Consider the following 25,163-nt stretch of genomic DNA (forward strand, 5'->3'; position numbering starts at 1 on the left):
GTGCTGGGCGCCAACGCCCGGGCGGCGGTGGGCCGGTTCTGGGCCCCGGTGGTGGCCCGGCTGGCCCGGGCGGGGGTCACCCCCGACGCGGTCACCCTGGTCGGCACGCTGGGCGCGATCGGCGGCGCGGTCGGGCTGATCGCCACCGGGCAGCTGTTCTGGGGCGCGTTCACCGTCACCGTCTTCGTGCTGCTCGACATGCTCGACGGCGCCCTGGCCCGCGCCCGCGGCGGCGGCTCGGTCTTCGGCGCGGTGCTGGACTCCACCGGCGACCGGGCGGCGGACGCGGCCATCTTCGGCGCGCTGGTCTGGTGGTTCTCCGGCGCCGGGGACGACCGGCTGGTCGTGCTGCTGGCGCTGCTGTGCCTGGTGCTCGGCGTGCTCACCTCCTACGTCAAGGCCCGCGCGGAGGGCATGGGGCTGACCTGCGACGTCGGCATCGTGGAGCGCACCGAGCGGCTGATCCTCGTGCTGGTCGGCACGGGGTTCCTCGGCCTGGGCATCCCCTACGCCCTGCACGTGGCGCTGTGGCTGCTCACCGCGGGCAGCGCGGTCACCGTCGCCCAGCGGTTCGCCGAGGTCCACCGGCAGGCCCGCGGCCGGGCCCTCCCCACCCCGCCGTCCCCGCCGCCCAGTCAGGGCCTCGTGCCGTGAGCCTGCTGCGATGAGCGGTGTGCCGTGACCGACGGCCCCGCGGCAGCGGCCGGGACAGCGGCCTCGCGGGCGCCCGGGCCGCCGCCCTCCGGGACGACGGGGCTGCGCGCCCGCACCACGGCCCGGCTGACCGATCTCGGCTACGCCGCCGGGTGGGCCGCCGTCCAGGCCCTGCCCGAGCCGGTGGCCCGGGGCGCGTCCGACGCGGCCGGCCGGTGGGTCGCCGCGCGCGGGGGCCGGGGCGTCCGGCAGTTGCGCGCCAACCTCCGCGTCGCCACCGGGGGCCGGCTGGAGGACTCCGCGCTCGAGGAGCTCACCGTGCGCGGCATGCGCTCCTACGCCCGCTACTGGCAAGAGGCCTTCCGGCTGCCGCGGCTGGGCGTGCAGCGGGTCCTCGCCGGCACCGAGCTCATCGGGCGGGAGCACCTGGAGGCGGCCCGGGACCGCGGTCGCGGGCTGGTCGTCGCCCTGCCGCACAGCGGCAACTGGGACGCCGCGGGCGTCTGGCTGGTCGACTGGCTCGACGGCCCGTTCATGACCGTCGTCGAGCGGCTCGAGCCGGAGTCGCTGTACCGGCGGTTCGTCGCCTACCGCGAGACGCTCGGCATGCGGGTCGTCCCGCTCACCGGCGGGCCGCGCCCCGGCGCCGCGGTGCTGCGCGAGTGGCTGGACGCCGGCGGCACGGCCTGCCTGCTGGTCGACCGCGACCTGGGCGGCGGCGGGGTCCCGGTGGACCTCTTCGGCCGCCGCACCACCATGCCCGGCGGGCCGGCGGTGCTGGCCGCGCAGACCGGCGCCGCCCTGCACCCGGCGGTGTCGCACTTCACCGCGACCGGCTGGCGGCACGTCGTGCACCCCGAGGTGCCCGTCGACGGGCAGGGCCGGCTGCGCGACCGGGTGGCCGGCGCCATGCAGGGCGTGGCCGACGCGTTCACCCGCGGCATCGCCGAGCACCCCGAGGACTGGCACGTGCTCGGCCGCGTCTGGGACGGCGTGCCGCCCGACCCGCCGGGGGAGGGGCGGCGCTGATGCGCATCGGGCTGGTCTGCCCCTACCACTGGGACGTCCCCGGCGGGGTCGCCTACCACGTGCGCGACCTGGCCGAGACGCTGCGCGGGATGGCGCACCACGTGGAGGTGCTGGCCCCGGCGGAGCAGGAGGACGCGCTCACCGACCCGTGGATCACCTACGCCGGCCGCACGGTGCCCGTCCCCTACAACGGCTCGATGGCCAGCGTGCAGCTCGGCCCGGTCACCGCCGCGCGGGTGCGCCGCTGGCTGCGCGAGGGGCACTTCGACGTCGTCCACGTGCACGAGCCCTCGTCGCCGTCGATCTCGCTGCTCGTCTGCATGATCGCCACCGGCCCGATCGTGGCCACCTTCCACGCCGCCACCGTCCGGTCCCGGGCCCTGGCCGCGCTGGGGCCGGTGGTCCGCCCGTGGCTGGAGAAGATCTCCGGGCGCATCGCGGTGTCGGACTCCGCCCGCCGGGTGCAGGTCGAGCACCTGGGCGGCGACGCGGTGATCATCCCCAACGGCGTGCACGTCGGCGCCTTCGCCGACGGTCCCTCGCTGCCCGGCCGCACCCGCGGCGTCGACGGGCCCACCATCGGCTTCCTGGGCCGCTACGACGAGCCGCGCAAGGGGCTGCCGGTGCTGCTGGAGGCGATGCGCACCGTCGTCCGCCACCACCCCGGCGCCCAGCTGCTCATCGCCGGCCGCGGTGACCCCGACGCCGTCCGCGAGCTGCTCGGCGGGGACCTCGTCGCGCACGTGTCGCTGCTCGGCGAGCTCGCCGAGGCGGAGAAGGCCGCGTTCCTGCGGTCGGTGGACGTGTACTGCGCGCCGAACCTGCTGGGGGAGAGCTTCGGGATCGTGCTCATCGAGGCGCTGGCGGCCGGGGCGCCGATCGTCGCCAGCGACCTGGACTCCTTCGCCGCGGTGCTGCAGGACGGCGCCGCGGGGGTGCTGGTGCGCCGCGGCGACCCCCGCGACCTGGCCCGCGCCCTGTCCGACCTGCTGGCCGACCCGCAGCGCCGCGCGTGGCTGTCGGGGAACGGCCGCCGGGTGGCCGCGGACTACGACTGGTCGGTGGTCGCCCGCCGGGTGCTCGCCGTCTACGAGACCGTGGTGCTGCCCGGCGGCGGGGAGGTCACCGCCTCCGACGACGACGCCGACCTGCCCGGCCTCACCCCCGTCCCGGGCGAGGTCCCGGCGCGGTCGGCGCTGCGGCGGTGGGTGCAGCGCTAGCCTGACCCGTCGTGACTCCCGACGTCTGGCTGCTGCTCACCGCCGCGGTCGTCGTCGCCCTGCTGGCCGCCTGGGTGACCTGGACGCTGACCCGGCTGGGCCGCCTGGAGGCGCGGGTCGACCGGGCGTGGGCGGTGCTGGACGCCCAGCTGCGCCGGCGGGCCGCCCTGGCCGAGGCGCTGTGCCGCGACCACGCCGCCGCCGTGGGGGAGGAGCGGGCCGCCCGGCTGGCGGCCTGCGTCCGGGAGGTCCGGTCCCCGCGCTCGGGTGACCGCGAGCTGGCCGAGAACGCCCTCGGCCGCGAGCTGCGCGAGCTCCCCGGCGACCGGCCCGGCCTGCCCGCCGCGCTGCGGGCGGACCTCGCGGACGCGGCGACGCGGGTCGGCCTGGCCCGCCGCTTCTACAACGACGCCGTCCGCGACACCGTGGCCCTGCGCACCCGGCGGCTGCCGGGGCTGCTCCGGCTGCACGCGGCCCGGCCGCTGCCCCGCTTCTTCGACATCGAGGACGACCTGCGCGAGGTCACCGGCAGCGGCGCCGGGGGCGGCCGCGGACGGTCGTAGCATCGCAGGCGTCCCCACCCCGACGTCCGAGACCGAGGCAGCCCCCGTGGCAGAGCACAGCACGACCGACCCGACCACCGCCGGGACCACCGGGACGGAGGCCGTCAAGCGCGGCATGGCCGAGCAGCTCAAGGGCGGCGTCATCATGGACGTCGTCACCCCGGAGCAGGCGCGGATCGCCGAGGACGCCGGCGCGGTCGCCGTCATGGCGCTGGAGCGGGTGCCCGCCGACATCCGAGCCCAGGGCGGAATCGCGCGGATGAGCGACCCCGACATGGTGCAGGGCATCATCGACGCGGTCTCCATCCCGGTCATGGCCAAGGCCCGCATCGGGCACTTCGTCGAGGCCCGCGTGCTGCAGAGCCTCGGGGTGGACTACATCGACGAGTCCGAGGTGCTCACCCCGGCCGACGAGGCCCACCACATCGCCAAGGCCGAGTTCACCGTGCCGTTCGTCTGCGGCGCCACCGACCTGGGCGAGGCGCTGCGGCGGATCGCCGAGGGAGCGGCGATGATCCGCTCCAAGGGCGAGGCGGGCACCGGCAACGTCGTCGAGGCGGTCCGGCACATGCGGGCGATCCGCGCCGGCATCCGCTCGCTGGGCACCCTGGACGAGACCGAGCTGTTCGTCGCGGCCAAGGAGCTGCGCGCCCCCCACGCGCTGGTCGCCGAGGTCGCCCGGCTGGGCAAGCTGCCGGTCGTGCTGTTCACCGCCGGCGGCATCGCCACCCCCGCGGACGCGGCGATGATGATGCAGCTCGGCGCCGAGGGCGTCTTCGTCGGCTCGGGCATCTTCAAGTCCGGCGACCCCGTCCAGCGGGCCGCGGCCATCGTGCAGGCCACGACCTTCCACGACGACCCGGACGTGATCGCCAAGGTGTCCCGCGGGCTCGGCGAGCCGATGGTCGGCATCAACGTCGCCACCCTGCCGGAGAGCGAGCGGTACGCCACCCGCGGCTGGTGAGTCCGTGACCGGGCTCGCGAGGTCACGCAGAGGCGCAGCACGGCCCGGCGTGTGACCGACGAGCGCCAGCGAGGAGGGCGCGTGACGGCGCAGCGCGAGGACGCCCAGCTCGCCGCCGCCGCCGTCCGGACCCCCGATCCCGGGTCCGGACGGCGGATCGGCGGTCTCGACGTCGCCCGCGGCATCGCCGTCCTCGGCATGTTCGCCGCCCACCTGGGCGACACCGGGCGGCTCGGCTGGGCGCCGGACTCCTGGCGGGCGCTGGCGGACGGCCGCCCGTCGATCCTGTTCGCCACGCTGGCCGGCGTCTCGATCGCGCTGCTGTCCGGGGGGCGCACGCCCGTGCCCGATGCCGGCCTGTCCGCCGCCCGCACGCGGATCCTGGTCCGGGCGGCGTGGGTCTTCGCGATCGGCGGCGTCCTGGAGCTGCTGGACACCTTCATCGCGATCATCCTCGGCGTGTACGCGGTGCTGTTCGTGCTCGCGCTGCCGTTCCTGCGCTGGACGCCGCGCCAGCTGCTGGCCGCGGCGGTCCTCGTCGCGCTCGCCGGCCCGCCGCTCACCCTGTGGGTCGGCCGGTACGCCACCGCCCGCGACGAGGACGGCAACGCGTTCGCCTTCCTGCTGTTCACCGGCTACTACCCGGCGGCGGTGTGGCTGGCGTTCGTGCTGGCCGGTCTGGCGGTGGGCCGGCTGGACCTGCGGTCGGCCCGGGTGCGCGCCGGCCTGGTCGGCGGGGGCGCGGCCGCCGCGGTGGTCGGCTACCTGGGCGGGTGGCTGAGCACCCGGCAGCTCGCGCCCGGCCAGGAGCTCGCCGGCATCGAGACCGGGTTCGACACGGCCGGTCCCTGGCAGCCGGCCTGGTTCGCCGGCGCCGAGCCGCACAGCTCGACGACCTCCGAGGTGCTCGGCTCCGGCGGCGTCGCGGTCGCCGTCATCGGCCTGTGCCTGGTCGCCGCGGACCTGGCGCCCCGGCTGCTGTACCCGCTGGCGTCGGTGGGCGCGCTGGCCCTGTCGGTGTACAGCGCGCAGATCGTCGCCATCCAGGTGCTGGAGGTCGACTCCGCCGACGACTGGGGGCGCTGGGTCCGGTTCACCCTCGCCGCCCTGCTGCTGGCCACGGTGTGGCGGCTGGTGCTGGGGCGCGGCCCGCTGGAGCGGCTGCTGACCTGGAGCTCGCGGCGCGCGGCGGGGCCCTGAGCAGCGGCACGTAGCCTGGTCCCCCGTGTCCCGGACCCCCGTGATCGGCGTGCTGGCCCTGCAGGGCGACGTCCGCGAGCACCTGGCGACGCTGTCCGCGCTGGGCGCCGAGGCAGTGCTGGTCCGCCGCCCGGAGGAGCTGGCCGCCGTCGACGCGCTCGTCGTCCCCGGCGGGGAGTCGACCACCATGGCGAAGCTGGCCGCCCGGTCCGGCCTGCTGCAGCCGCTGCGGGACGCGGTCGCCGGGGGGCTGCCGGTCTACGGGTCCTGCGCCGGGATGATCCTGCTGGCCGACCGGCTGCTGGACGCCCCCGCCGACCAGGTGACCGTCGGCGGGCTGGACGTGACGGTGCGGCGCAACGCCTTCGGCCGGCAGGTGGACTCCTTCGAGTCCCAGGTCGAGATCGACGGCGTGCCCGGCGGTCCGGTGCACGCGGTCTTCATCCGGGCGCCGTGGGTGGAGCAGGCGGGTGAGGGGGTGGAGGTCCTCGGCCGGGTCGTCGGCGGAGCGGCCGACGGTAGGATCGTCGCGGTCCGCCAGGGCAGCCTGGTGGCCACCAGCTTCCACCCCGAACTGACCGGGGACCGCCGGGTGCACGCGCTGTTCGTCGACACCGTCCGCCGTCACCTGGCCGAGCAGGCCGGCAGCGCCCCGGAGGGGGCCGCCGGGGACGAGAGGGGACCACGCGCCGTGGACGAGCGTGCGAGTTCACCAGTGGACACAGCCGGCCGGCCGCGAACGCGTCCGACGAGCGCCAGCGAGGAGGACTTGTGAGCGGCCATTCCAAGTGGGCGACGACCAAGCACAAGAAGGCCGGGATCGACGCCAAGCGGGGCAAGCTCTTCGCCAAGCTGATCAAGAACATCGAGGTCGCCGCCCGCACCGGGGGCGGTGACCCGGCGGGCAACCCCACCCTCTTCGACGCCATCCAGAAGGCCAAGAAGAGCTCGGTGCCCAACGACAACATCGACCGCGCGGTCAAGCGCGGCGCCGGGCTCGAGGCCGGTGGCGTCGACTACCAGGCGATCACCTACGAGGGCTACGCGGCCGGTGGCGTCGCCGTCCTCGTCGAGTGCCTCACCGACAACAAGAACCGCTCGGCCATGGAGGTGCGCACCGCCATGACCCGCAACGGCGGGTCGATGGCCGACCCCGGCTCGGTGTCCTACCTGTTCTCCCGCAAGGGCGTCGTCGTGGTGCCGACGTCCGGCGCGGTCGACGAGGACACCGTGCTCATGGCCGTGCTGGACGCCGGTGCCGAGGAGGTGCGCGACCTCGGCGACACCCTCGAGGTGGTCTGCGAGCCCACCGACCTGGTGGCGGTGCGCACCGCGCTGCAGGACGCCGGCATCGACTACGACTCCGCCGACGTGGGCTTCGTGCCCAGCGTCTCGGTGTCGCTGGACGCCGACGCGGCCGACAAGGTGTTCCGGCTGATCGACGCGCTCGAGGACTGCGACGACGTGCAGAACGTCTACGCCAACTACGACGTCTCCGACGACGTCCTCGAGCGCATCTAGGGCCCCCGGCCGCTCGCGTGTCGCGGACGGCGGTGTCGCCGGTACGAGCTAGCGTGGTCGAACACCAGTTCGGCTGACGGCGGGAGGCTCCCCCATGCGGGTGCTCGGCATCGACCCGGGCCTCACCCGGTGCGGGTGGGGCGTGGTCGACGGGCGCCCCGGCGCGCGGCCGGTCGCCGTCGGCGTGGGCGTGCTGCGCACCGCCGCCGAGCTGGACCTCGAGCTGCGGCTGCTGGAGCTGCACACCGCCGTCACCGGGCTGCTGCGCCAGCACCGGCCCGACGTCGTGGCGATCGAGCGGGTCTTCACCCAGAACAACAAGGGCACCGCCACCGGCACCGCCCAGGCGGCCGGGGTGGCGGCACTGGCCGCCGCCCAGGCCGACCGGCCGGTCGCCTGGCACACGCCCAGCGAGGTCAAGGCCGCCATCTCCGGCAGCGGCCGCGCGGACAAGGAGCAGGTCACCCTGATGGTCACCCGGGTGCTGGGGCTGGCGTCCGCGCCCAAGCCCGCCGACGCCGCCGACGCGCTCGCGCTCGCGGTGTGCCACGCCTGGCGCGGGCCGGCGCAACAGCGGCTGCGGGCCGCCGCGCTGGCCGGCGGCATCGGGGCGCCGGTCCGGTCGACGACCCTGCCGCGCTGGACGGGGGTGTCCCGGTGATCGCCTCGGTGCACGGCCGGGTGGCTGCGGTCTCCCCGGACGGCGCCGTGGTCGAGGTGGGCGGCGTGGGCCTCGCGGTGCAGTGCACGCCCGGCACGATCGCCCGGCTGCAGGTGGGGGAGAGCGCGCGGCTGGCCACCACCCTGGTGGTGCGGGAGGACTCCCTCACCCTCTACGGCTTCGCCGACGACGACGAGCGCCAGCTGTTCGAGCTGCTGCAGACGGCCAACGGCGTGGGCCCCCGGCTGGCGCAGGCGGTGCTGGCCATCCACCCGCCGCGCGAGGTGCGCCGGGCGGTGTCGACGGCCGACGTCAAGGCGCTCATGCAGGTCCCGGGCATCGGCCGCAAGGGCGCCGAGCGGCTGATCCTGGAGCTGCGCGACCGGCTGGGCGTCACCAGCACCGACACCTCCCTGGACGGCGCCGGCGCGGCGCCCGGCCTGCCCGGGGTCGCCCCGGTGGCGCCGTGGCGCGACCAGCTGGCCGCGGCGCTGGTCGGCCTCGGCTGGTCGGGCCGGGAAGCCGACGCGGCCATCGCCGAGCTCGCCCCGCTGGCCGACGAGCAGGTCGCCGCGACCGGCGCGGTGGAGGTCGCCGTCCTGCTCCGCCAGGCACTGCGGCTGCTGGGCCGTTCATGAGCGGGCCGTTCGACCGGGGGCTGTCCGCCGCCGACGCCGGGCCGGGGCGTACCCCCGGCACAGCCGGGCCCGGCCGGTTCCCCGACGCCGCGGTCGACCCGGGGGCCGGCGACGAGGAGCGGGTGGTGGAGTCCGCGCTGCGGCCGCACTCGCTCGCCGACTTCATCGGCCAGCCCAAGGTCGCCCGCCAGCTGGAGCTGGTGCTGGAGGGCGCCAAGCGGCGCGGCCGGCCCCCGGACCACGTGCTGCTGTCCGGCCCGCCCGGGCTGGGCAAGACCAGCCTGGCGCTGATCATCGGCTCCGAGCTGGGCACGTCGGTGAAGATCACCAGCGGGCCGGCCATCGAGCGCTCCGGCGACCTGGCCGCGATGCTGTCCAACCTCGCGCCCGGCGACGTGCTGTTCATCGACGAGATCCACCGGATCGCCCGGCCGGCCGAGGAGCTCCTCTACATGGCGATGGAGGACTTCCGGGTCGACGTCGTCGTCGGCAAGGGCCCCGGCGCCACCGCCATCCCGCTGGAGATCAACCCGTTCACCCTGGTCGGCGCGACCACCCGGGCCGGCCTGCTCACCGGGCCGCTGCGCGACCGGTTCGGCTTCGTCGGGCAGATGGAGTTCTACGAGCCGGCCGAGCTGGAGCAGGTGCTGGCCCGCAGCGCCGCGCTGCTGGGCGTGGAGCTGACCGCCGAGGGCTCCACGGAGATCGCCGGCCGGTCCCGCGGCACCCCGCGGATCGCCAACCGGCTGCTGCGCCGGGTCCGCGACTACGCCGAGGTGCGCGCCGACGGGCGGGTCACCCGCGCGGTCGCCGAGGCCGCGCTGGCGCTCTACGACGTCGACCACCTGGGCCTGGACCGGCTGGACCGGGCGGTGCTGGAGGCGCTGGTGCTGCGCTTCAGCGGCGGCCCGGTCGGCGTGGCCACCCTCGCGGTGGCCGTGGGGGAGGAGCCGCACACCGTCGAGGAGGTCTGCGAGCCATTCCTCGTCCGCGCCGGCCTGCTCGCCCGCACCCCCCGCGGGCGGGTGGCCACCGAGGCGGCCTGGACCCACCTCGGCCGGCCGGTGCCGCGCGGCGGCGTCCCCCTCGGTCGGGGCACACCCGACCCGCAGGCACCGGGGTCGTCGTCAGAGACCCTCTTCGACGCCTAGACTGCGGGACGCCGGCGCGCAACTCGTCGGCTCGCCCGCGTGCGTCCGCCCGGCCGCCCGGAGAGCCCCGCGCCGCAGTCGACGCACCCGAGCGGCCCCGTCCCGGGCCGCACCACCGCGGCCGAGACGGCGCGGAAGAGAGGCACACCTGTCGTGGAGCTGTTCCCGCTCGTCATCCTCGTCCTGGCCTTCGTGCTGCTCATCGTCCTTCCGGCGCGGCAGCGCCGGAAGCTGCAGGAGCAGCAGCGGGCGCTGCAGGAGTCGCTGACCCCGGGCACCCCGGTCATGACGACGGCCGGCCTGCACGGCACCGTCGCCGCCCTCGGCGAGGGCACCGTCGACCTGGAGGTCGCCCCGGGCGTGGTCGTCACCTTCGCCCGGCAGGCGATCCTCGAGATCCGCCGGCCCGCCGCGCCCGGCCCCGCCGACGGCACCGTCCTCGGCCAGGACGACGCGAACGGCCCGTCCGACGGCGGCCCCGCCGGCCGCGCCCGCTGACCGGAGCCCTCCCGTGGCCCGACACTCCCTCTCCGCGCGCCGGTACTTCGGCGCCTTCCTGCTCGTCGTCGCCGTCCTCTACGGCCTGGTCTTCCTGACCGGCGACACCCGCACCCCGCAGCTGGGCCTGGACCTGCGCGGCGGGACGACGGTCACGCTCACCGCCGCCACCCCCGACGGCCAGGCACCCGACCCCACCGAGCTGGAACTGGCCCGCCAGATCATCGAGCAGCGGGTCAACGGGCTCGGCGTCGCCGAGGCCGAGGTGGTGACCGAGGGCGACGCCAACATCGTCATCTCCGTCCCCGGGGACGACGGGGAGCAGGCCCGCGAGCTCGGCGCCACCGCGCAGCTGCGCTTCCGCCCGGTGGTGCAGGGCCCCGAGCCCGCCGTCCCGGCCGACCCCGCCGCCGAGGACCCCGCCGCCGAGGACCCCGCCGCCGAGGAGCCCGCCGCCGAGACGCCGGCCGACCCCGCCGCGCCGGCCGACGGCGCCGTCGCCGACCCCTCGCTGCCCGAGCCGGGCGACGCGCCGGCCACCCAGGAGGAGGCCGCGGCGGCGTACGCCACGCTGACCTGCGACCCGGCGGACACCAGCTCCGAGGTCGAGCTGCCGGAGAGCTACCTCGCCGCCTGCACCGAGGACGGCGCGGCCAAGTACCTGCTCGGCCCGGCGATCATCGAGGGCACCCAGGTCGCCGACGCCAACGCCGGCACCGAGCCGGCCACCGGCGAGTGGGTCGTGCTGCTGGACTTCCAGAACGACGCCGAGGCCGAGTGGGCCGCCTACACCGCGGCCAACGTCGGCTCCAACGTCGCCTTCACCCTGGACGGCCGGGTCATCTCCGCGCCGACCATCCAGGGCGCGATCACCAGCAACCCGACGACGATCACCGGCTCCTTCGACCAGGAGAGCGCCGAGGAGCTGGCCAACCAGCTGCGCTACGGCGCGCTGCCGCTGACCTTCACCCAGGCCACCGCCCAGTCGATCTCCACCGAGCTCGGCGCCGAGCAGCTGCAGGCCGGCCTGATCGCCGGCGCCATCGGCATCGCGCTGGTGTTCGTCTACGCGCTGCTCTACTACCGGCTGCTCGGGCTGGTGATGATCGCCAGCCTGGTGCTGTCGGCGGTGGTCGTCTACGCCGTCCTCGTCGTGCTCGGCCGCCAGATCGGCTTCACGCTCAGCCTCGCCGGCATCGCCGGGTTCATCGTGTCCCTGGGCATCACCGCGGACTCCTTCGTCGTCTACTTCGAGCGGCTCAAGGACGAGATCCGCGAGGGCCGCACGCTGCGCTCGGCGGTCCCGCGGGCGTGGGTGCGCGCGCGGCGCACGATCCTGTCCGCGGACGCGGTCAGCTTCCTGGCCGCGGCGATCCTGTACGTGCTGGCCATCGGCGACGTGAAGGGCTTCGCGTTCACCCTGGGCATGTCCACGGTGCTCGACCTGGTCGTCGTCTTCCTCTTCACCCACCCGCTGATGGCGGTGCTGGCCCGCTACCGGGTGTTCAGCAGCAGCCGCGTCTCCGGCCTGGGCGGCAGCCTGGACCGGCCGCGCCCGGCCGCCGGCCGCCGCACCGCCGCGGACCGCGAGCTCGTGGCGGCCGGCGCCGGCCGCACCGCGCAGGACAGGAGCCCCGCATGACCGGCCGCGACCCCCTCCCCGGCGACGGCGCGGTGCCCGTGGGCACTGACGCCGACGAGGCCGCCGGCCACGGCGCCACCGACGACGCCGCCGCGGCCGCGGACGACGCCGCGCTCGCCGCGGCCGGCCTGCCCAGCGCGGGCCGGCCCGGCGCCCCCCGCGCGCGGCACCGCGGCTCGCTGGCGCACCGGCTGTACAACGGCGAGGCCGGGCTGGACGTCGTCGGCCGCAGCCGGCTGATCTACCGCATCACCGCCGTGGTGGTGCTGCTGTGCCTGGCCGCGATGGTGGTCCGGGGCTTCAACTTCGGCATCGACTTCGCCGGCGGCAACAGCCTGCGGCTGCCCGGCGACGCCGCGCAGCTCGAGCAGGTGCAGGACGCCGCGCAGGACGCCGGCGCCGAGGTCGCCTCGGCCCAGGTCGTCGGCGGCGACACGCTGCTGCTGCGCACCGGCGCGCTGGACAACGACACCGAGCGGGCGGTCGTCGACGCGGTCGCCGCGGCGGCCGGCGTCGACCCGGCCCAGGTCAGCCCCGAGTCGGTCAGCCCCGAGTGGGGCCAGGACATCACCCGCCAGGCGCTGGTGGCCCTCGCGGTCTTCCTGGTGGCGGTGGTGCTGTTCCTCGCGGTGCGCTTCCAGCCGAAGATGGCGGTCGGCGCGATCGCCGCGCTGCTGCACGACATCGTCGTCACCGCGGGCGTCTACGCGCTGGTCGGCTTCGAGGTCAGCCCCTCGACGGTCATCGGGTTCCTGACCATCCTCGGCTTCTCGCTGTACGACACCGTCGTCGTGTTCGACAAGGTCGACGAGAACGTCCGCGACCTGGAGCGGACGGCGCGGATGACCTGGGGCGAGGCGGCCAACCTGGCGGTCAACCAGACGCTGATGCGCTCGATCAACACCTCGGTCATCGCGCTGCTGCCGGTCGCCGGCCTGCTGTTCGTCGGCGCCGGGCTGCTCGGGGTCGGCACGCTCAAGGACCTCGCCCTGGTGCTGTTCGTCGGCCTGGCCGCGGGCGCCTACTCCTCGATCTTCCTGGCCACCCCGATCGTGGCGGACCTCAAGGAGCGCGAGCCGGAGGTGCAGGCGCTGCGCCGCCGGGTGCTCGCCCGCCGGTCCTCCCAGGCCCGGCAGTCCGCTGGCCGCCCGGCCGGCATCGGCCCGGTGGCCAGCGCCCGCCGCGGCCGCGGCGCCGCGCGGCCCGCGGCCGGCGGGGCCGGCACCGCCCTCGCCGAGCGGGACGCCGACCTGGGCCCGGTGCCGGCCGACGTGGTGGTCGAGTCCCCGGAGTCGGTGCGCCGCGAGGCGCCCGACCCGGTGCGCCCGGCGCCCGGCCCCCGCAGCGGGGCGACCGCCGCCCCGCGGCCCGGCGCCCGCCCGCAGTCCGGCGCCCGACGCTCCGGCGGCCGGAAGCGCCGGTGAGCGCCGGCGCCGCCGCGGGCAGCCCGCCGCTGGACGAGCTCATCGCCTCGCTCACCGTCGAGATCCCCGACTTCCCGCAGCCGGGTGTCGTCTTCCGCGACCTGACGCCGGTGTTCGCCGACGGGCCGGCCTTCGGCCGCATGGTCGAGGGGCTGGCGGCGCCGGCCGAGGTCGACCCGCGCGCGGCCGCGCTGGCCGCGGCGGGCGGCAGGGAGCCCGCGTTCGACGTCGTGGTCGGCGTGGAGGCCCGCGGCTTCCTGCTGGCCGCCGCGGTGGCGCTGCAGGCCGGCGTCGGCGTGGTGCCCGTGCGCAAGGCCGGCAAGCTGCCCCGCGAGCGGCTGTCGGCGCACTACGCGCTGGAGTACGGCACCGCGACCCTCGAGGTGCACACCGACTCGATCGCCCCCGGGCAGCGGGTGCTGCTCGTCGACGACGTCCTGGCCACCGGCGGCACCCTGGCCGCCAGCACCTCCCTCGTCGAGGGCCTGGGCGGCGTCGTGGTGGCGGTGTCGGTGGTCGTGGAGCTGGTCGGCCTCGGCGGGCGGCAGCGGCTGGCCCCGCACACCGTGCACGCGCTGTGGACCACCTGAGCGGTACACGACCGCCCGGTGCGGTCGGGACCAGGGGCTCCCCGGCTAGCATGGGGGAGGTCACCGAACCACCTCGGGCAGGAGTCGCCATGGGCCCCGACGCCGTCACCGGCGTTGCCGCCGCGGGCTCCGGCGCCCCCGCCCTCCCGGCCGGGGGGACCGCACCGGCGCTCCCCGCCGGCGACGGCACCCCGGCCCCGCCGGCCACCGACGCGTCGCCCGGGCGCCCGCCGCTGCCCAGCCGCCCCGCGGTCCGCCGTCCCGACGACGTCGGCTCCGAGCCGCCGGGCGAGCAGGACCCGCCCGGCGTCCCGCGCCGCCGGGTGCGCGACCGGCTGGCCCGCCGCATCGTCGCCGGGCAACGCAGCCCCGTCGTCCGCCCGGTGCTGGAGCCGCTGGCCGTCCTGCACCGGGAGAGCCACCCCAAGGCCGACCTGGCGCGCCTGCAGCGGGCCTACGACGTGGCCGAGGCCGCGCACGCCACCCAGAAGCGCAAGAGCGGTGACCCCTACATCACCCACCCCCTGGCCGTGGCCACCGTGCTGGCCGGGCTGGGCATGGACACCACGACGCTGGTCGCGGCGCTGCTGCACGACACGGTCGAGGACACCGGGCAGACGCTGGAGTCGATCACCGAGGTGTTCGGGCCCGAGGTGGCCCACCTGGTCGACGGCGTCACCAAGATCGACCGGGTCAAGCTCGGCGACGCCGCGCAGGCCGAGACGATCCGCAAGATGATCGTGGCGATGGCCCGCGACCCCCGGGTGCTGGTCATCAAGCTCGCCGACCGGCTGCACAACATGCGCACGCTGCGCTTCCTGCCTCCGGAGAAGCAGGAGAAGAAGGCCCGCGAGACGCTGGAGATCCTCGCCCCCCTGGCCCACCGCCTGGGCATGAACACCATCAAGTGGGAGCTCGAGGACCTCGCGTTCGCCACGCTGTACCCCAAGCGCTACGACGAGATCGTGCGGCTGGTGGCCGAGCGGGCGCCGTCGCGGGACACCTACCTGGCCGAGGTCGCCGCCGCGGTGACCGACCAGCTGAAGACCGCCGGCATCGCCGCCGTCGTCACCGGCCGGCCCAAGCACTACTACTCGATCTACCAGAAGATGATCGTCCGCGGCCGGGACTTCACCGACATCTGGGACCTCGTCGGCATCCGCATCCTGGTCGACTCCGTCCGCGACTGCTACGCCGCGCTGGGCATCATGCACGCGCACTGGCAGCCGGTGCCCGGCCGGTTCAAGGACTTCGTCGCGATGCCGAAGTTCAACATGTACCAGTCGCTGCACACGACGGTGATCGGCCCGCAGGGCAAGCCGGTGGAGCTGCAGATCCGCACCCACGACATGCACCGCACCGCCGAGTACGGCATCGCCGCGCACTGGAAGTACAAGGAGAAGGCGCGGGCCGGCGGGCGCCCCGCGCCCGGGGACCGCGGCGCCAAGACCGGTTCGCCGGACGACATGCTGTGGCTGCGCCAGCTGCTGGACTGGCAGCGCGAGGCGCAGGAGCCCGGCGAGTTCCTGGAGACGCTGCGCTACGACCTGGGCCCGCAGGAGGTGTTCGTCTTCACGCCCAAGGGCGACGTGGTCAGCCTGCCCGGCGGCGCCACCCCGGTCGACTTCGCCTACGCGGTGCACACCGAGGTCGGCCACCGCTGCATCGGCGCCCGGGTCAACGGCACGCTGGTCAGCCTGGACAGCACGTTGACCAACGGCGACGTCGTCGAGGTCTTCACCTCCAAGTCCCCGACCGCCGGCCCCTCCCAGGACTGGCTGTCCTTCGTCGGCTCGTCCCGCGCCCGGACCAAGATCCGGCAGTGGTTCACCAAGGAGCGCCGCGAGGACGCCGTCGAGGCCGGCAAGGAGGCGCTCACCCGGGCCATGCGCAAGGCCGGCCTGCCGCTGCAGCGGCTGCTCGGCGGCGACGCGCTGTCCACCCTGGCCAAGGACCTGCGCCACGCCGACGTCACCGCGCTGTACGCCGCGGTGGGGGAGAACCAGATCTCGGCGTCCTCGATCGTCGACAAGCTCATCGCCGCCCTGGGCGGCACCGAGGGCGCGGTCGAGGACATCGCCGAGACCACCATCCCGATGCGCCGCCCGGTGCACCGCCGCGCGGCCGGCGGCGACCCGGGCATCGTCGTGCACGGCATGACCGACGTCTGGGCCAAGCTGGCCAAGTGCTGCACCCCGGTGCCCGGGGACGCCATCCTGGGCTTCGTGACCCGCGGCGGCGGGGTCAGCGTGCACCGCACCGACTGCACCAACGCCGCCGACCTCGAGCGCAAGCCCGAGCGGCTGGTCGAGGTCGAGTGGGCCAGCCAGCCCGGGTCGGTGTTCCTCGTCGCCATCCAGGTGGAGGCCCTGGACCGCCACCGGCTGCTGTCCGACGTCACCCGGGCGCTGGCCGACGAGCGGGTCAACATCCTGTCCGCCTCGGTGCAGACCAGCCGGGACCGCGTGGCGATCAGCCGGTTCACCTTCGAGCTGGCCGACCCCGCGCACCTGGGCGCGGTGCTGCAGACGGTGCGCAACGTGGACGGCGTCTTCGACGTCGAGCGCGTCACCGCCTAACGTCGGCGGGCGACCACCGCGTAGAGGGGATCCCCGCGGCCGGGCTCCGTGCGCAGCGAGACCTCGGGCTCGGTGAAGCCGCCGGCCCGCCGGACCAACTCGGCGACGACCAGGCCGTGCTGCTCGTCGTCGGTGGCCAGCCAGCCGCGCACCGCCTTGGTGGGGAAGCACCGGTTGGAGTAGGTGATCGCCAGGGTCCCGCCGGGCCGCAGCGCCCGGCCGACGTCGGCCAGCACCTCGATCGGCCGGGTCAGGTAGTCGATCGAGACGCAGCAGACGGCCGCGTCGACGTCGGCGTCGGGCAGCGGCACTTGCGGGTCGGCGTTGAGGTCGTGCACCAGCCGCTCGGTGGCCGCGGCGTTGGCCGCCAGCTCCTCGGCGTTCATCCCCAGCGCCACCAGCTCGGCCGGCGGGGTGCGGAAGTGCGACACCCACGAGCTCATCAGGTCCAGCACCCGGCGGGGCGCCGGCGCCGCGCCGTCGATGCCCAGCTCGGCGTACAGGGCGCCCACCGCGGCGATCGCCCGGTCGTCGATGTGCGTGACCAGCCGGGTCGGGGTGTAGAAGACCTCGTCGGGGGTGCCGTCGGCGCGGTCGAAGAAGCCGGGCGGGAAGCCGGCGTAGGGACCGGTGCTGTCCGTCATCCGGTGGTCGCCGACTCGACGGTCACCGGCACGGTCGGCGCCCCGCCGCCGGGGCCGGGCTCCAGCGAGCCGTCGTCGCCGCCCTCGGCCACCTCGTCGGCCACGGCCGGCCCGGCGTCGGCGGGCCCCGCCGCGGCGCGCGGCCGGCGGCTCACGCGGCGACCGCGAGGGACTGGATCCGGACCTCCTGGGTGGGCGCGCCGTCGCCGGGGCCGTTGCTGCCGTCGTTGCCGTTGGCCGCGACGGCGTCCAGGGTGGCCAGCCCGGCCTCGTCGATGGTGCCCAGCACGGTGTAGGACGGCGGCAGCTGGCTGTCCCCCCAGACGAGGAAGAACTGGCTGCCGTCGAAGCCCTGGCCGCTGTTGGCCATCGCCACGGTGCCGCGCGGGTAGGTCTCGTCGCCGGCGACCTGGGTCGGGAACTCGTAGGCCGGGCCGCCCGCGCCGGTGCCGCTCGGGTCACCGCACTGCAGCACCTGCAGGCCCGCGGAGTCGGTCTGGCGGTGGCACACCGTGTCGTCGTAGTAGCCCTGCCCCGCCAGGTGGACCATGCTCGCCACCGCGCACGGGGCGCCGGCGTTGTCCAGCGTCAGGCCGATCGGCCCGGCGGTCGTGGTGATGTCGACCTCGGTGGTGCCGGTCGGCGTGACCTCCACCGGCGGGGTGCCGGTGTCGGCCTGCAGGTTCGGGTTGGCCGCGGTGTCGGCCGGCGTCCAGTCGCAGGTGCCGTCGGCGCCGTCGACGACGCCCGGGGTGGGCTCCGCGGGGGCGGGGGTCGGCGTGGGCTCGGCGGCGGCGCTGTCGGAGTCCTCGCCGCCGACGCCGGTGACCAACAGGACGACGCTGGCGACGAGCACGACGGCGGCCACGGTGACCCCGATCAGCACGTTGCGGCGACGACGGCGGGCCAGCTCGGCGCGGCGCTCGAGCTGGCGCTGCAGCCTGCGCTGGGCGGCCTCTCGGCGCTGCTTGTTGCTCGGCACGGGTCGGACTCCTCCGCGGGGGGACGGGTGCTGCGCGGGTCGGTCAGGGCGCCCGCCGGTCGGTCAGCGAGTCTAGGTGGCGAGCCTGGCCGTCCCCTGTCAGCGGGCCCGGGGCGGCGCGGGGCGCCCGCGTAACCTGCACGGGTGCTCATCCGCTCCTTCCCGGCCGGCGCCTTCGGCACCAACTGCTACGCCGTCGCCACCGGGCCCCGGCAGGAGTGCGTCGTGGTCGACCCCGGCATGGACGCGGTCGAGCCCCTGGCCCGGCTGCTGGCCGCGGACGGACTGAAGCCGGTGGCCGTCGTCCTCACCCACGGCCACCTCGACCACACCTTCTCGGTGCTGCCGGTGTGCGACGGCTACGACATCCCCGCCTACCTGCACCCGCGAGACTTCGGCATGCTCGCCGACCCGGCCCGGTGGCACGGCCCGCAGCTGGCGCCGCTGATCACCGGGGTGGCGCTGCCCGACCCCGCGGAGGTCCTGCCGCTGGACGACGGCGCCGTCCTGTCCCTCGCCGGGGTCGAGCTGACCGTGCGGCACGCGCCGGGGCACACGCAGGGCTCGGTGGTGTTCTCCCTCGACCTCGGCGAGGCGCCGGGGCTGCTGGCCGGCGACGTGCTGTTCGCCGGCTCCGTGGGCCGGGTGGACCTGCCCGGCGGGTCGTGGGAGGACATGCTGCGCTCCCTGCGCGACGTCGTCCTGCCGCTGGAGGACGAGACGGTGGTGCTGCCCGGGCACGGGCCGGCGACGACGGTCGGCCGGGAGCGCGCGGCCAACCCGTACCTGGCCGAGGCCGCCGCGGGTGCGGGGGCCCCGCCGCGGGGGCGGGGGCTGTGACCCCGCTGACCGCGCCGAAGGGCACCTTCGACGTCCTGCCGCCGGCGTCCGAGCGGTTCCTCGCCGTCCGGGAGACCCTCACCGCGCCGCTGCGGCGGGCCGGGTACGGCTACGTCGAGACGCCGGTGTTCGAGGAGACCGCCGTGTTCTCCCGCGGGGTCGGCGAGTCCACCGACGTCGTGACCAAGGAGATGTACACCTTCGCCGACCGCGGCGGCCGGTCGCTGACGCTGCGCCCGGAGCTGACCGCCGGGCTGATGCGGGCGTTCATCGAGCACCGGCTGCACACCGGCGCGCTGCCGGTGAAGCTGTGGACGGTCGGCTCGGCGTTCCGCTACGAGCGCCCGCAGGCCGGCCGCTACCGGCACTTCACCCAGGTCGACATGGAGGCCCTCGGCGTCGACGACCCCGCGCTGGACGCCGAGGTGGTGGCCCTCGGCGTGCAGGGCTTCCGCGACCTGGGGCTGACCGACTTCGAGCTGCTGCTCACCTCGCTGGGCGACGCGACCTGCCGGCCGCAGTACCGGGAGCTGCTGGTCGCGTACCTGGACGAGCTGGACCTGGACGAGGACACCCGGCGGCGGGCGGCGATCAACCCGCTGCGGGTCCTGGACGACAAGCGCCCCGAGGTGCAGGCCCAGCTGGACGACGCCCCGCTGATGGTCGACCACCTGTCGGACTCCACCCGGGCGCACTACGACGCCGTCCGCCAGCACCTGACCGACCTGGGCGTGACCTGGACCGAGGCCCCGCGGCTGGTCCGCGGGCTGGACTACTACACGAAGACCACGTTCGAGTTCGTCCACTCCGGGCTCGGCGCGCAGTCGGCCATCGGCGGCGGCGGCCGCTACGACGGGCTGTCCGCGGCGCTCGGCGGCCCCGACGTCTCCGGCATCGGCTACGCCGTCGGCGTCGACCGCACCCTGCTGGCCGTGCAGGCCGAGGGCCTCGACGTGGGTGCGGCGGCCGGCGTGCAGGCGTTCGTCGTCCCGCTGGGCGCCGAGGCCCGGCGGGTGGCGGTGCGCCTGGTCGGGCAGCTGCGGCAGGCCGGCGTCGCCGCCGACACCGTCTACGGCGGCCGCGGGCTCAAGGGGGCGATGAAGGCCGCCGACCGGTCGGGCGCCTCGCACCTGGTCGTCATCGGCGAGCGGGACCTGGCCGCGGGCGTCGGCCAGCTCAAGGACATGCGCACCGGCGAGCAGCACCCCGTCCCGGTGGGCGAGCTGTTCGACGCCGTGCGACGTGCGACGGTGGGGGGGTGACCACGATGAGCATGGAGCAGCGGCCGCTCGGCCGGACGGGGGCCGACGTCAGCGTCGTCGGCCTGGGCACCTGGCAGCTCGGCGCGGACTGGGGGGACGTCGACGACGACGCCGCCGCCGCCGTCCTCGACGCGGCGCTGGACGCCGGGGTCACCCTGCTCGACACCGCCGACGTCTACGGCGACGGGCGCTCCGAGCAGCGCATCCGGCAGGCCCTGGCGGCCCGGCCCCAGCGGCCGTTCGTGGCGACGAAGGCCGGCCGCCGCGCCGACCCCTTCGAGGCGGCGCAGTACACCCCGGAGAACCTGCGCGCCTGGGTGGACCGATCCCGCCGCAACCTCGGCGTGGACACCCTCGACCTGGTGCAGCTGCACTGCCCGCCGCCGGCGACGTACGAGGACGACCGCGTCTACGACACCCTGGACGCGCTGGTCGCCGACGGCGCGGTCGCCGCCTACGGGGTGTCGGTGGAGACGGTCGCCGAGGGCCTGCGCGCCCTGCAGCGGCCGGGCGTGCAGTCGCTGCAGGTGATCCTCAACGTCCTGCGGCGCAAGCCGTTGGAGGAGCTGCTGCCCGCGGCGGCCCGGGCGCAGGTCGGCGTCCTCGCCCGGGTGCCGCTGGCCAGCGGGCTGCTGACCGGCAAGTACGACGAGACGACGACGTTCGCCGCCGACGACCACCGGAACTACAACCGCAACGGCGAGGCCTTCGACGTCGGCGAGACCTTCTCCGGGGTGCCCTTCGAGGTCGGCCTGGCCGCCGCCCGCGAGGTCGCCGAGATCGCCGGTGACGCCCCGACCGCGGCCTTCGCGCTGCGCTGGGTCATCGACCAGCCCGGCGTCACGTCGGTCATCCCCGGCGCGCGCACCGTCGAGCAGGTCCGCGGCAACGTCGCGGCGGCCGCGCTGCCCCCGCTGACCGCCACCCAGCTCGCCGACCTCGAGCGGGTCTACGACGAGCGCGTCCGCGCGCACGTCCACGACCGCTGGTGAACCCCCTTCCCTGAGAGGTACCCCCGTGCTCCGCACCCACGACGCCGGCGCGCTGCGCGCGTCCGACGCCGGTTCCCCCGTCACCCTCGCCGGCTGGGTGGCCCGCCGCCGCGACCACGGCGGCGTGGTCTTCGTCGACCTGCGCGACGCCTCCGGCTACGTGCAGGTCGTCGTCCGCGAGGAGGAGGCGCACGCCCTCCGCAACGAGTTCTGCGTGCTGGTCACCGGGGAGGTGCGCCGGCGGCCGGAGGGCAACGAGAACCCCGAGCTGCCGACCGGGGAGGTCGAGGTGGCCGCGGCCGAGCTGCGGGTGCTCGCGCCGTCCGCGCCGCTGCCCTTCCCGGTCGAGACCGACCAGCCCGCCTCGGACGACGTCCGCTACCGGTACCGCTACCTCGACCTGCGCCGGCAGGGTCCGGCGCGGGCGATCCGGCTGCGCTCGGAGGTCAACCGGATCGCCCGCGGGGTGATGGCCCGGCACGGCTTCGTCGAGGTCGAGACGCCGACGCTGACCCGCTCGACGCCCGAGGGCGCCCGCGACTTCGTCGTCCCGGTGCGGCTGCAGCCGGGCAGGTGGTACGCGCTCCCGCAGTCCCCGCAGCTGTTCAAGCAGCTGCTGATGATCGGCGGGCTGGAGCGCTACTACCAGATCGCCCGCTGCTTCCGGGACGAGGACTTCCGCGCCGACCGCCAGCCGGAGTTCACCCAGCTGGACTTCGAGATGTCCTTCGTGGAGCGCGACGACGTCCTCGCCGTCGCCGAGGACGTGGTCCGCGCGCTGTGGGCCGAGCTGGCCGGGCACGCCGTGCCGGAGATCCCGCGGATGACCTACCGCGAGGCGATGGACCGGTTCGGGTCGGACAAGCCCGACCTGCGCTTCGGCCTCGAGCTCACCGAGCTGACGTCCTACTTCGCCGGCACGCCGTTCCGCGTCTTCCAGTCGGCCTACGTCGGCGCGGTCGTGATGCCCGGCGGCGGCGCGCAGCCGCGGCGGGCGTTCGACGCCTGGCAGGACTGGGCCCGGTCGCGCGGCGCCAGGGGCCTGGCCTACGTGACGGTCGCCGAGGACGGCACGCTGGGCGGGCCGGTGGCCAAGAACATCTCCGAGACCGAGCGCGCGGGCCTGGTCGACGCCGTCGGCGCGCGGCCCGGGGACTGCGTCTTCTTCGCCGCGGGCACCCGCCGCACCGCGCAGGAGCTGCTCGGCGCGGCCCGCAACGAGATCGCCCGCCGGCTGGAGCTGATCACCCCCGGCACCTGGTCGTTCCTGTTCGTCGTCGACTTCCCGATGTTCGAGCAGACCGAGGACGGCGACTGGACGTTCATGCACCACCCGTTCACCTCGCCCACCCCCGAGTGGCGCGACCGGTTCGCCGACGACCGGGCCAACGCGCTGTCCGACGCCTACGACCTGGTCGTCAACGGCAGCGAGTGCATGAGCGGGTCGGTCCGGATCGCCGAGGCCGACCTGCAGGAGCGGGTCTTCCAGACCCTCGGGATGGGGCGGGAGGAGGCCCGCGAGCGGTTCGGCTTCTTCCTGGAGGCCTTCGCCTACGGCCCGCCGCCGCACGCAGGCGCGGCGCTGGGCTGGGACCGGCTGTGCGCGCTGCTGGCGGGGGTGGACTCCATCCGCGAGGTCATCGCCTTCCCCAAGACCGGCGCCGGCTTCGACCCGCTGACCGGTGCGCCGACGCCGATCACCGACGCGCAGCGCAAGGAGGCCGGCATCGACGCGCACCCCGAGGAGCCGGCGCTGCCCGGCCAGCCCGGCGCGCCGGGGCCCACCGACCCCACCGGCTGAGCCGGCGGCTCAGCCCGGCCGGCGCGGGACGGCGAGCGCCGGCCGGTCGGGCGCCGGGGCGTCCGCCGCCGCTCCGGGCGTCTCCTGCCGCACCGGCGCGCCGGCCGGCGCCGGGCCCCGCCAGCGGGCCGGCTCGCGGGCGGCGGCGACCGCCAGCACCACCCACAGGGCGAGCGCGACGCGGCTGGTGTTCGCCGGGTGGTCGGCGACGCTCATCGCGAACACGCCGACCAGCGCGACGAGCGCCGCGCTCGCCACCGGGTCGCCGCGGCGGGCGGCCGCCGCGGCGGTGACCAGCGACCCGGCGGTGAGCAGGCCGACGGCGAGCAGGCCGAGCACCCCCGTCTCCACCAGCCAGTTCAACCACAGGTCGTGCGTGTGGGCGTACTCCAGCGCGCCGTCGCCCGCCGCGTTGACGACGACCCCCGCCCGGCCCAGGCCGACGCCGAGCAGCGGGTCCTCCGCCGCGACCGACAGCGCCGGCTGCCACGCCTGGTTGCGGATCTCCACCGAGGCCAGGACCGCCGGGCCCAGCGCGGACACCCCGGCCAGCGCGGCCAGCGCCAGCACGGGGGCGAGCAGGACCACCCGCCCCCCGCGCCGGCGCGCGGGGGCCCGGACGAGCAGGAGCACCACGGCGCCCAGCACGGCGCCGAGCACCGCGCCCCGGGAGGCCGACGTCGCCATGCCCAGGTAGCCCACCCCCACCAGCGTGGCGACGACGGCGCGGCCGGTCCGCTCCCGGATCCCGCCGGCCACCAGCGCCGCGAGCGGGGCGACGAGCAGGACGAAGGCGGCCATCACGTTGGGGTTGGCGAAGGTGCCGACGGTGCGCGGCCACGACGCCGGCCCGCAGGGGGCGTCGGCGAAGGTCACCGTCCGGCAGCCGAAGGGCGCCAGCCCGTCGTCCAGCTGCCCCAGGGCGGCGGCCGCCACGAGGGCCAGGCCGGCCAGCGCGGCCAGGCCCAGGGCGCGCGCCGCGCCCGGTTCGCGGCGCAGCAGCCCGACGACCAGGTAGTAGGTGGCCACCAGCGTCAGCAGGCCGCGCAGCGGGGCGGTGGGGTGCTGGCCGACGACGGTCGTGGCGGTGGAGACGACGACCAGCAGGGCGACGGGCGCGTCGAGCCGGGTGCGCAGGTCGCGCGGGCGCACCCCGGCCACCACCAGCCCGAGGAGGCCGGCCGCCAGCACCAGGCGTCCGGCGGTCACCCAGCCGACGAGGCCGTCCGGGGGCAGCAGGCCGGCCGCCGCGTCGAGGAGCAGCACGGACACGGCCAGGACGGCCGCGACCACGCCGAGGGAGCCGACCGTCGCGCGGGGGAGCACCCCAGCGACTGTCGTGCAGCCGGGTGTCGGCCCGGCGAACGGCGTGCGAGGAGCAGGTGCAGCCGGGGCGGCCACCGCAGGCCCGGGGGCCGGGGTCAGGCGGCGTCGAGGCGGGCCAGCTGCTCCGGGGTCAGCTCGACGCCGGCCGCGGCCGCGGAGTCCTGGATCGACGCCGCCCGCGACGCCCCCGGGATCGGGACGACGACGTCGGCCTGCGCCAGGTGCCAGGCCAGCGTGACCCGGTACACCGACACGCCCAGCTCGTCGGCGACCCGGGCGAACGCCGGCGCGGCCGAGCCCAGCGACCCCGCCGACGACACCCCGCCGAACGGGCTCCACGGGATGAACGCCAGCCCGTGCCCGGCGCAGTGCGCGAGCTCGCCGGCCGAGGAGCGCCACCCCGGCGAGAACTGGTTCTGCACGCTCACCAGCGCCGGGCCCACGATCGAGCGGGCGACGTCGATCTGCGCGACGTCGGCGTTGGAGATGCCGACCATGCGCACCAGCCCGTCGTCGACGAGCTGCCGCAGCGCGCCCACCGACTCCTCCCACGGGGTCGCGGGGTCGGGGCGGTGGTACTGGTAGAGCCCGATCGCGTCGACGCCGAGGCGCCGCAGCGACGCCTCGCACGCCGCCCGCAGGTGGCCCGCGGAGCCGTCGAGCTCCCAGTCGGTGCCGCGCCGGGTGTGCCCGCCCTTGGTGGCCACCAGCACCGACGATGTGTCCCCGCCGTAGGAGGCCAGGGCCGCGGCGACCAGCTCCTCGTTGTGGCCGAACTCCGACTCGTCGAGCGCGTAGGCGTCGGCGGTGTCGATGAGCGTCACGCCGGCGTCGAGAGCGGCGTGCACCACGGCGTGGGCGTCCTCCGGCGAAGGGCGGTCCTCCTTGGTCGACAGGGGCATCGCCCCCAGGCCGATGGCGCTGACGGTCAGGTCTCCGATGCGTCGCTGCTGCACGGGGGTGTCGTGCCCCGCGGGTAGCG

At 76.1% G+C, this 25,163-nt stretch carries 25 protein-coding genes; 20 read left to right on the forward strand and 5 right to left on the reverse strand.

What is annotated here, in order from left to right; genetic code table 11:
* The 16 genes from pgsA (at position 1) to CHB98_RS10875 (ending at position 16,334) form a co-directional block, all read left to right on the forward strand.
* On the forward strand, positions 1-654 hold the full coding sequence (gene pgsA, locus CHB98_RS10805) for a phosphatidylinositol phosphate synthase (RefSeq protein ID WP_089305577.1): 654 nt from the start codon (positions 1-3) through the stop codon (positions 652-654).
* 24 nt (positions 655-678) lie between these two features.
* Positions 679-1,683 (forward strand): phosphatidylinositol mannoside acyltransferase, encoded by a 1,005-nt coding sequence (locus tag CHB98_RS10810; RefSeq protein ID WP_089305578.1) that lies wholly within the window; start codon positions 679-681, stop codon positions 1,681-1,683.
* A complete protein-coding gene (locus tag CHB98_RS10815; RefSeq protein ID WP_089305579.1) occupies positions 1,683-2,903 on the forward strand; it encodes a glycosyltransferase family 4 protein in 1,221 nt (406 codons plus the stop codon). The genes CHB98_RS10810 and CHB98_RS10815 overlap by 1 nt, the downstream gene beginning before the upstream one ends.
* Positions 2,904-2,914: 11 nt before the next feature.
* On the forward strand, positions 2,915-3,466 hold the full coding sequence (locus CHB98_RS10820) for a LemA family protein (protein WP_089305580.1): 552 nt from the start codon (positions 2,915-2,917) through the stop codon (positions 3,464-3,466).
* A gap of 46 nt (positions 3,467-3,512) precedes the next feature.
* A complete protein-coding gene (gene pdxS, locus CHB98_RS10825) occupies positions 3,513-4,430 on the forward strand; it encodes a pyridoxal 5'-phosphate synthase lyase subunit PdxS (RefSeq protein WP_089305581.1) in 918 nt (305 codons plus the stop codon).
* A gap of 81 nt (positions 4,431-4,511) precedes the next feature.
* Complete coding sequence (locus CHB98_RS10830; RefSeq protein ID WP_089305582.1) at positions 4,512-5,630, forward strand: heparan-alpha-glucosaminide N-acetyltransferase domain-containing protein; 1,119 nt, start codon at positions 4,512-4,514, stop codon at positions 5,628-5,630.
* A 25-nt stretch (positions 5,631-5,655) separates the two neighbouring features.
* Positions 5,656-6,405, forward strand: coding sequence for a pyridoxal 5'-phosphate synthase glutaminase subunit PdxT (pdxT, locus tag CHB98_RS10835; RefSeq protein WP_281251855.1), 750 nt, complete (start codon positions 5,656-5,658; stop codon positions 6,403-6,405).
* A complete protein-coding gene (locus CHB98_RS10840; RefSeq protein WP_089305583.1) occupies positions 6,402-7,151 on the forward strand; it encodes a YebC/PmpR family DNA-binding transcriptional regulator in 750 nt (249 codons plus the stop codon). The genes pdxT and CHB98_RS10840 overlap by 4 nt, the downstream gene beginning before the upstream one ends.
* Before the next feature lie 94 nt (positions 7,152-7,245).
* Positions 7,246-7,812, forward strand: coding sequence for a crossover junction endodeoxyribonuclease RuvC (gene ruvC / locus CHB98_RS10845; RefSeq protein WP_089305584.1), 567 nt, complete (start codon positions 7,246-7,248; stop codon positions 7,810-7,812).
* A complete protein-coding gene (gene ruvA / locus CHB98_RS10850; RefSeq protein ID WP_089305585.1) occupies positions 7,809-8,450 on the forward strand; it encodes a Holliday junction branch migration protein RuvA in 642 nt (213 codons plus the stop codon). Before ruvC ends, ruvA begins: the two co-directional genes overlap by 4 nt.
* Complete coding sequence (gene ruvB, locus CHB98_RS10855) at positions 8,447-9,601, forward strand: Holliday junction branch migration DNA helicase RuvB (protein ID WP_089305586.1); 1,155 nt, start codon at positions 8,447-8,449, stop codon at positions 9,599-9,601. The genes ruvA and ruvB overlap by 4 nt, the downstream gene beginning before the upstream one ends.
* Before the next feature lie 153 nt (positions 9,602-9,754).
* Positions 9,755-10,099, forward strand: coding sequence for a preprotein translocase subunit YajC (gene yajC, locus CHB98_RS10860; protein WP_089305587.1), 345 nt, complete (start codon positions 9,755-9,757; stop codon positions 10,097-10,099).
* 13 nt (positions 10,100-10,112) lie between these two features.
* Entirely contained in the window at positions 10,113-11,741 is a 1,629-nt protein-coding gene (secD, locus tag CHB98_RS10865) for a protein translocase subunit SecD (protein ID WP_089305588.1), read from the forward strand.
* Positions 11,738-13,165 (forward strand): protein translocase subunit SecF, encoded by a 1,428-nt coding sequence (secF, locus tag CHB98_RS10870; RefSeq protein ID WP_245821069.1) that lies wholly within the window; start codon positions 11,738-11,740, stop codon positions 13,163-13,165. The genes secD and secF overlap by 4 nt, the downstream gene beginning before the upstream one ends.
* On the forward strand, positions 13,162-13,755 hold the full coding sequence (locus tag CHB98_RS22040) for an adenine phosphoribosyltransferase (RefSeq protein ID WP_281251856.1): 594 nt from the start codon (positions 13,162-13,164) through the stop codon (positions 13,753-13,755). Before secF ends, CHB98_RS22040 begins: the two co-directional genes overlap by 4 nt.
* An 89-nt stretch (positions 13,756-13,844) precedes the next feature.
* Positions 13,845-16,334, forward strand: a complete 2,490-nt coding sequence (locus CHB98_RS10875) for a RelA/SpoT family protein (protein ID WP_089305589.1) — start codon at positions 13,845-13,847, stop codon at positions 16,332-16,334.
* On the opposite strand, the gene CHB98_RS10880 is transcribed toward CHB98_RS10875, so the two are convergent.
* From CHB98_RS10880 to CHB98_RS10885, 3 genes are read right to left on the reverse strand one after another with little or no spacing between them, the layout of a single operon-like run.
* The gene (locus CHB98_RS10880) at positions 16,331-16,978 is read right to left on the reverse strand and encodes a methyltransferase domain-containing protein (RefSeq protein WP_089305590.1); all 648 of its coding nucleotides are present in this window, start codon (positions 16,976-16,978) and stop codon (positions 16,331-16,333) included. The two genes, CHB98_RS10875 and CHB98_RS10880, sit on opposite strands and share 4 nt — an antisense overlap.
* The gene (locus tag CHB98_RS21605; protein ID WP_179224402.1) at positions 16,975-17,133 is read right to left on the reverse strand and encodes a hypothetical protein; all 159 of its coding nucleotides are present in this window, start codon (positions 17,131-17,133) and stop codon (positions 16,975-16,977) included. The genes CHB98_RS10880 and CHB98_RS21605 overlap by 4 nt, the downstream gene beginning before the upstream one ends.
* Complete coding sequence (locus CHB98_RS10885; RefSeq protein ID WP_089305591.1) at positions 17,130-17,960, reverse strand: peptidylprolyl isomerase; 831 nt, start codon at positions 17,958-17,960, stop codon at positions 17,130-17,132. Before CHB98_RS10885 ends, CHB98_RS21605 begins: the two co-directional genes overlap by 4 nt.
* A gap of 144 nt (positions 17,961-18,104) precedes the next feature.
* On the opposite strand from CHB98_RS10885, the gene CHB98_RS10890 reads away from it, so the two are divergent.
* The 4 genes from CHB98_RS10890 to aspS are packed head-to-tail and all read left to right on the forward strand — an operon-like array spanning position 18,105 to position 22,855.
* Positions 18,105-18,800 (forward strand): MBL fold metallo-hydrolase, encoded by a 696-nt coding sequence (locus CHB98_RS10890; protein ID WP_089305592.1) that lies wholly within the window; start codon positions 18,105-18,107, stop codon positions 18,798-18,800.
* Entirely contained in the window at positions 18,797-20,062 is a 1,266-nt protein-coding gene (gene hisS / locus CHB98_RS10895; RefSeq protein ID WP_089305593.1) for a histidine--tRNA ligase, read from the forward strand. Before CHB98_RS10890 ends, hisS begins: the two co-directional genes overlap by 4 nt.
* 5 nt (positions 20,063-20,067) lie before the next feature.
* A complete protein-coding gene (locus CHB98_RS10900; RefSeq protein WP_245821089.1) occupies positions 20,068-21,054 on the forward strand; it encodes an aldo/keto reductase in 987 nt (328 codons plus the stop codon).
* Between the two features lie 25 nt (positions 21,055-21,079).
* Positions 21,080-22,855, forward strand: coding sequence for an aspartate--tRNA ligase (gene aspS, locus CHB98_RS10905; RefSeq protein WP_089305594.1), 1,776 nt, complete (start codon positions 21,080-21,082; stop codon positions 22,853-22,855).
* Between the two features lie 9 nt (positions 22,856-22,864).
* Here the strand turns inward: aspS and CHB98_RS10910 are convergent, their stop codons facing one another.
* Together CHB98_RS10910 and CHB98_RS10915 are read right to left on the reverse strand one after the other, a co-directional pair.
* Entirely contained in the window at positions 22,865-24,181 is a 1,317-nt protein-coding gene (locus CHB98_RS10910; RefSeq protein WP_089305595.1) for an O-antigen ligase family protein, read from the reverse strand.
* 95 nt (positions 24,182-24,276) lie between these two features.
* On the reverse strand, positions 24,277-25,137 hold the full coding sequence (locus CHB98_RS10915; RefSeq protein ID WP_089305596.1) for an aldo/keto reductase: 861 nt from the start codon (positions 25,135-25,137) through the stop codon (positions 24,277-24,279).
* Between the last annotated feature and the right edge of the window lie 26 nt (positions 25,138-25,163).

It is taken from the genome of Geodermatophilus pulveris (assembly GCF_900188375.1).
In the GTDB taxonomy this organism is placed as follows: Bacteria; Actinomycetota; Actinomycetes; order Mycobacteriales; family Geodermatophilaceae; genus Geodermatophilus; species Geodermatophilus pulveris.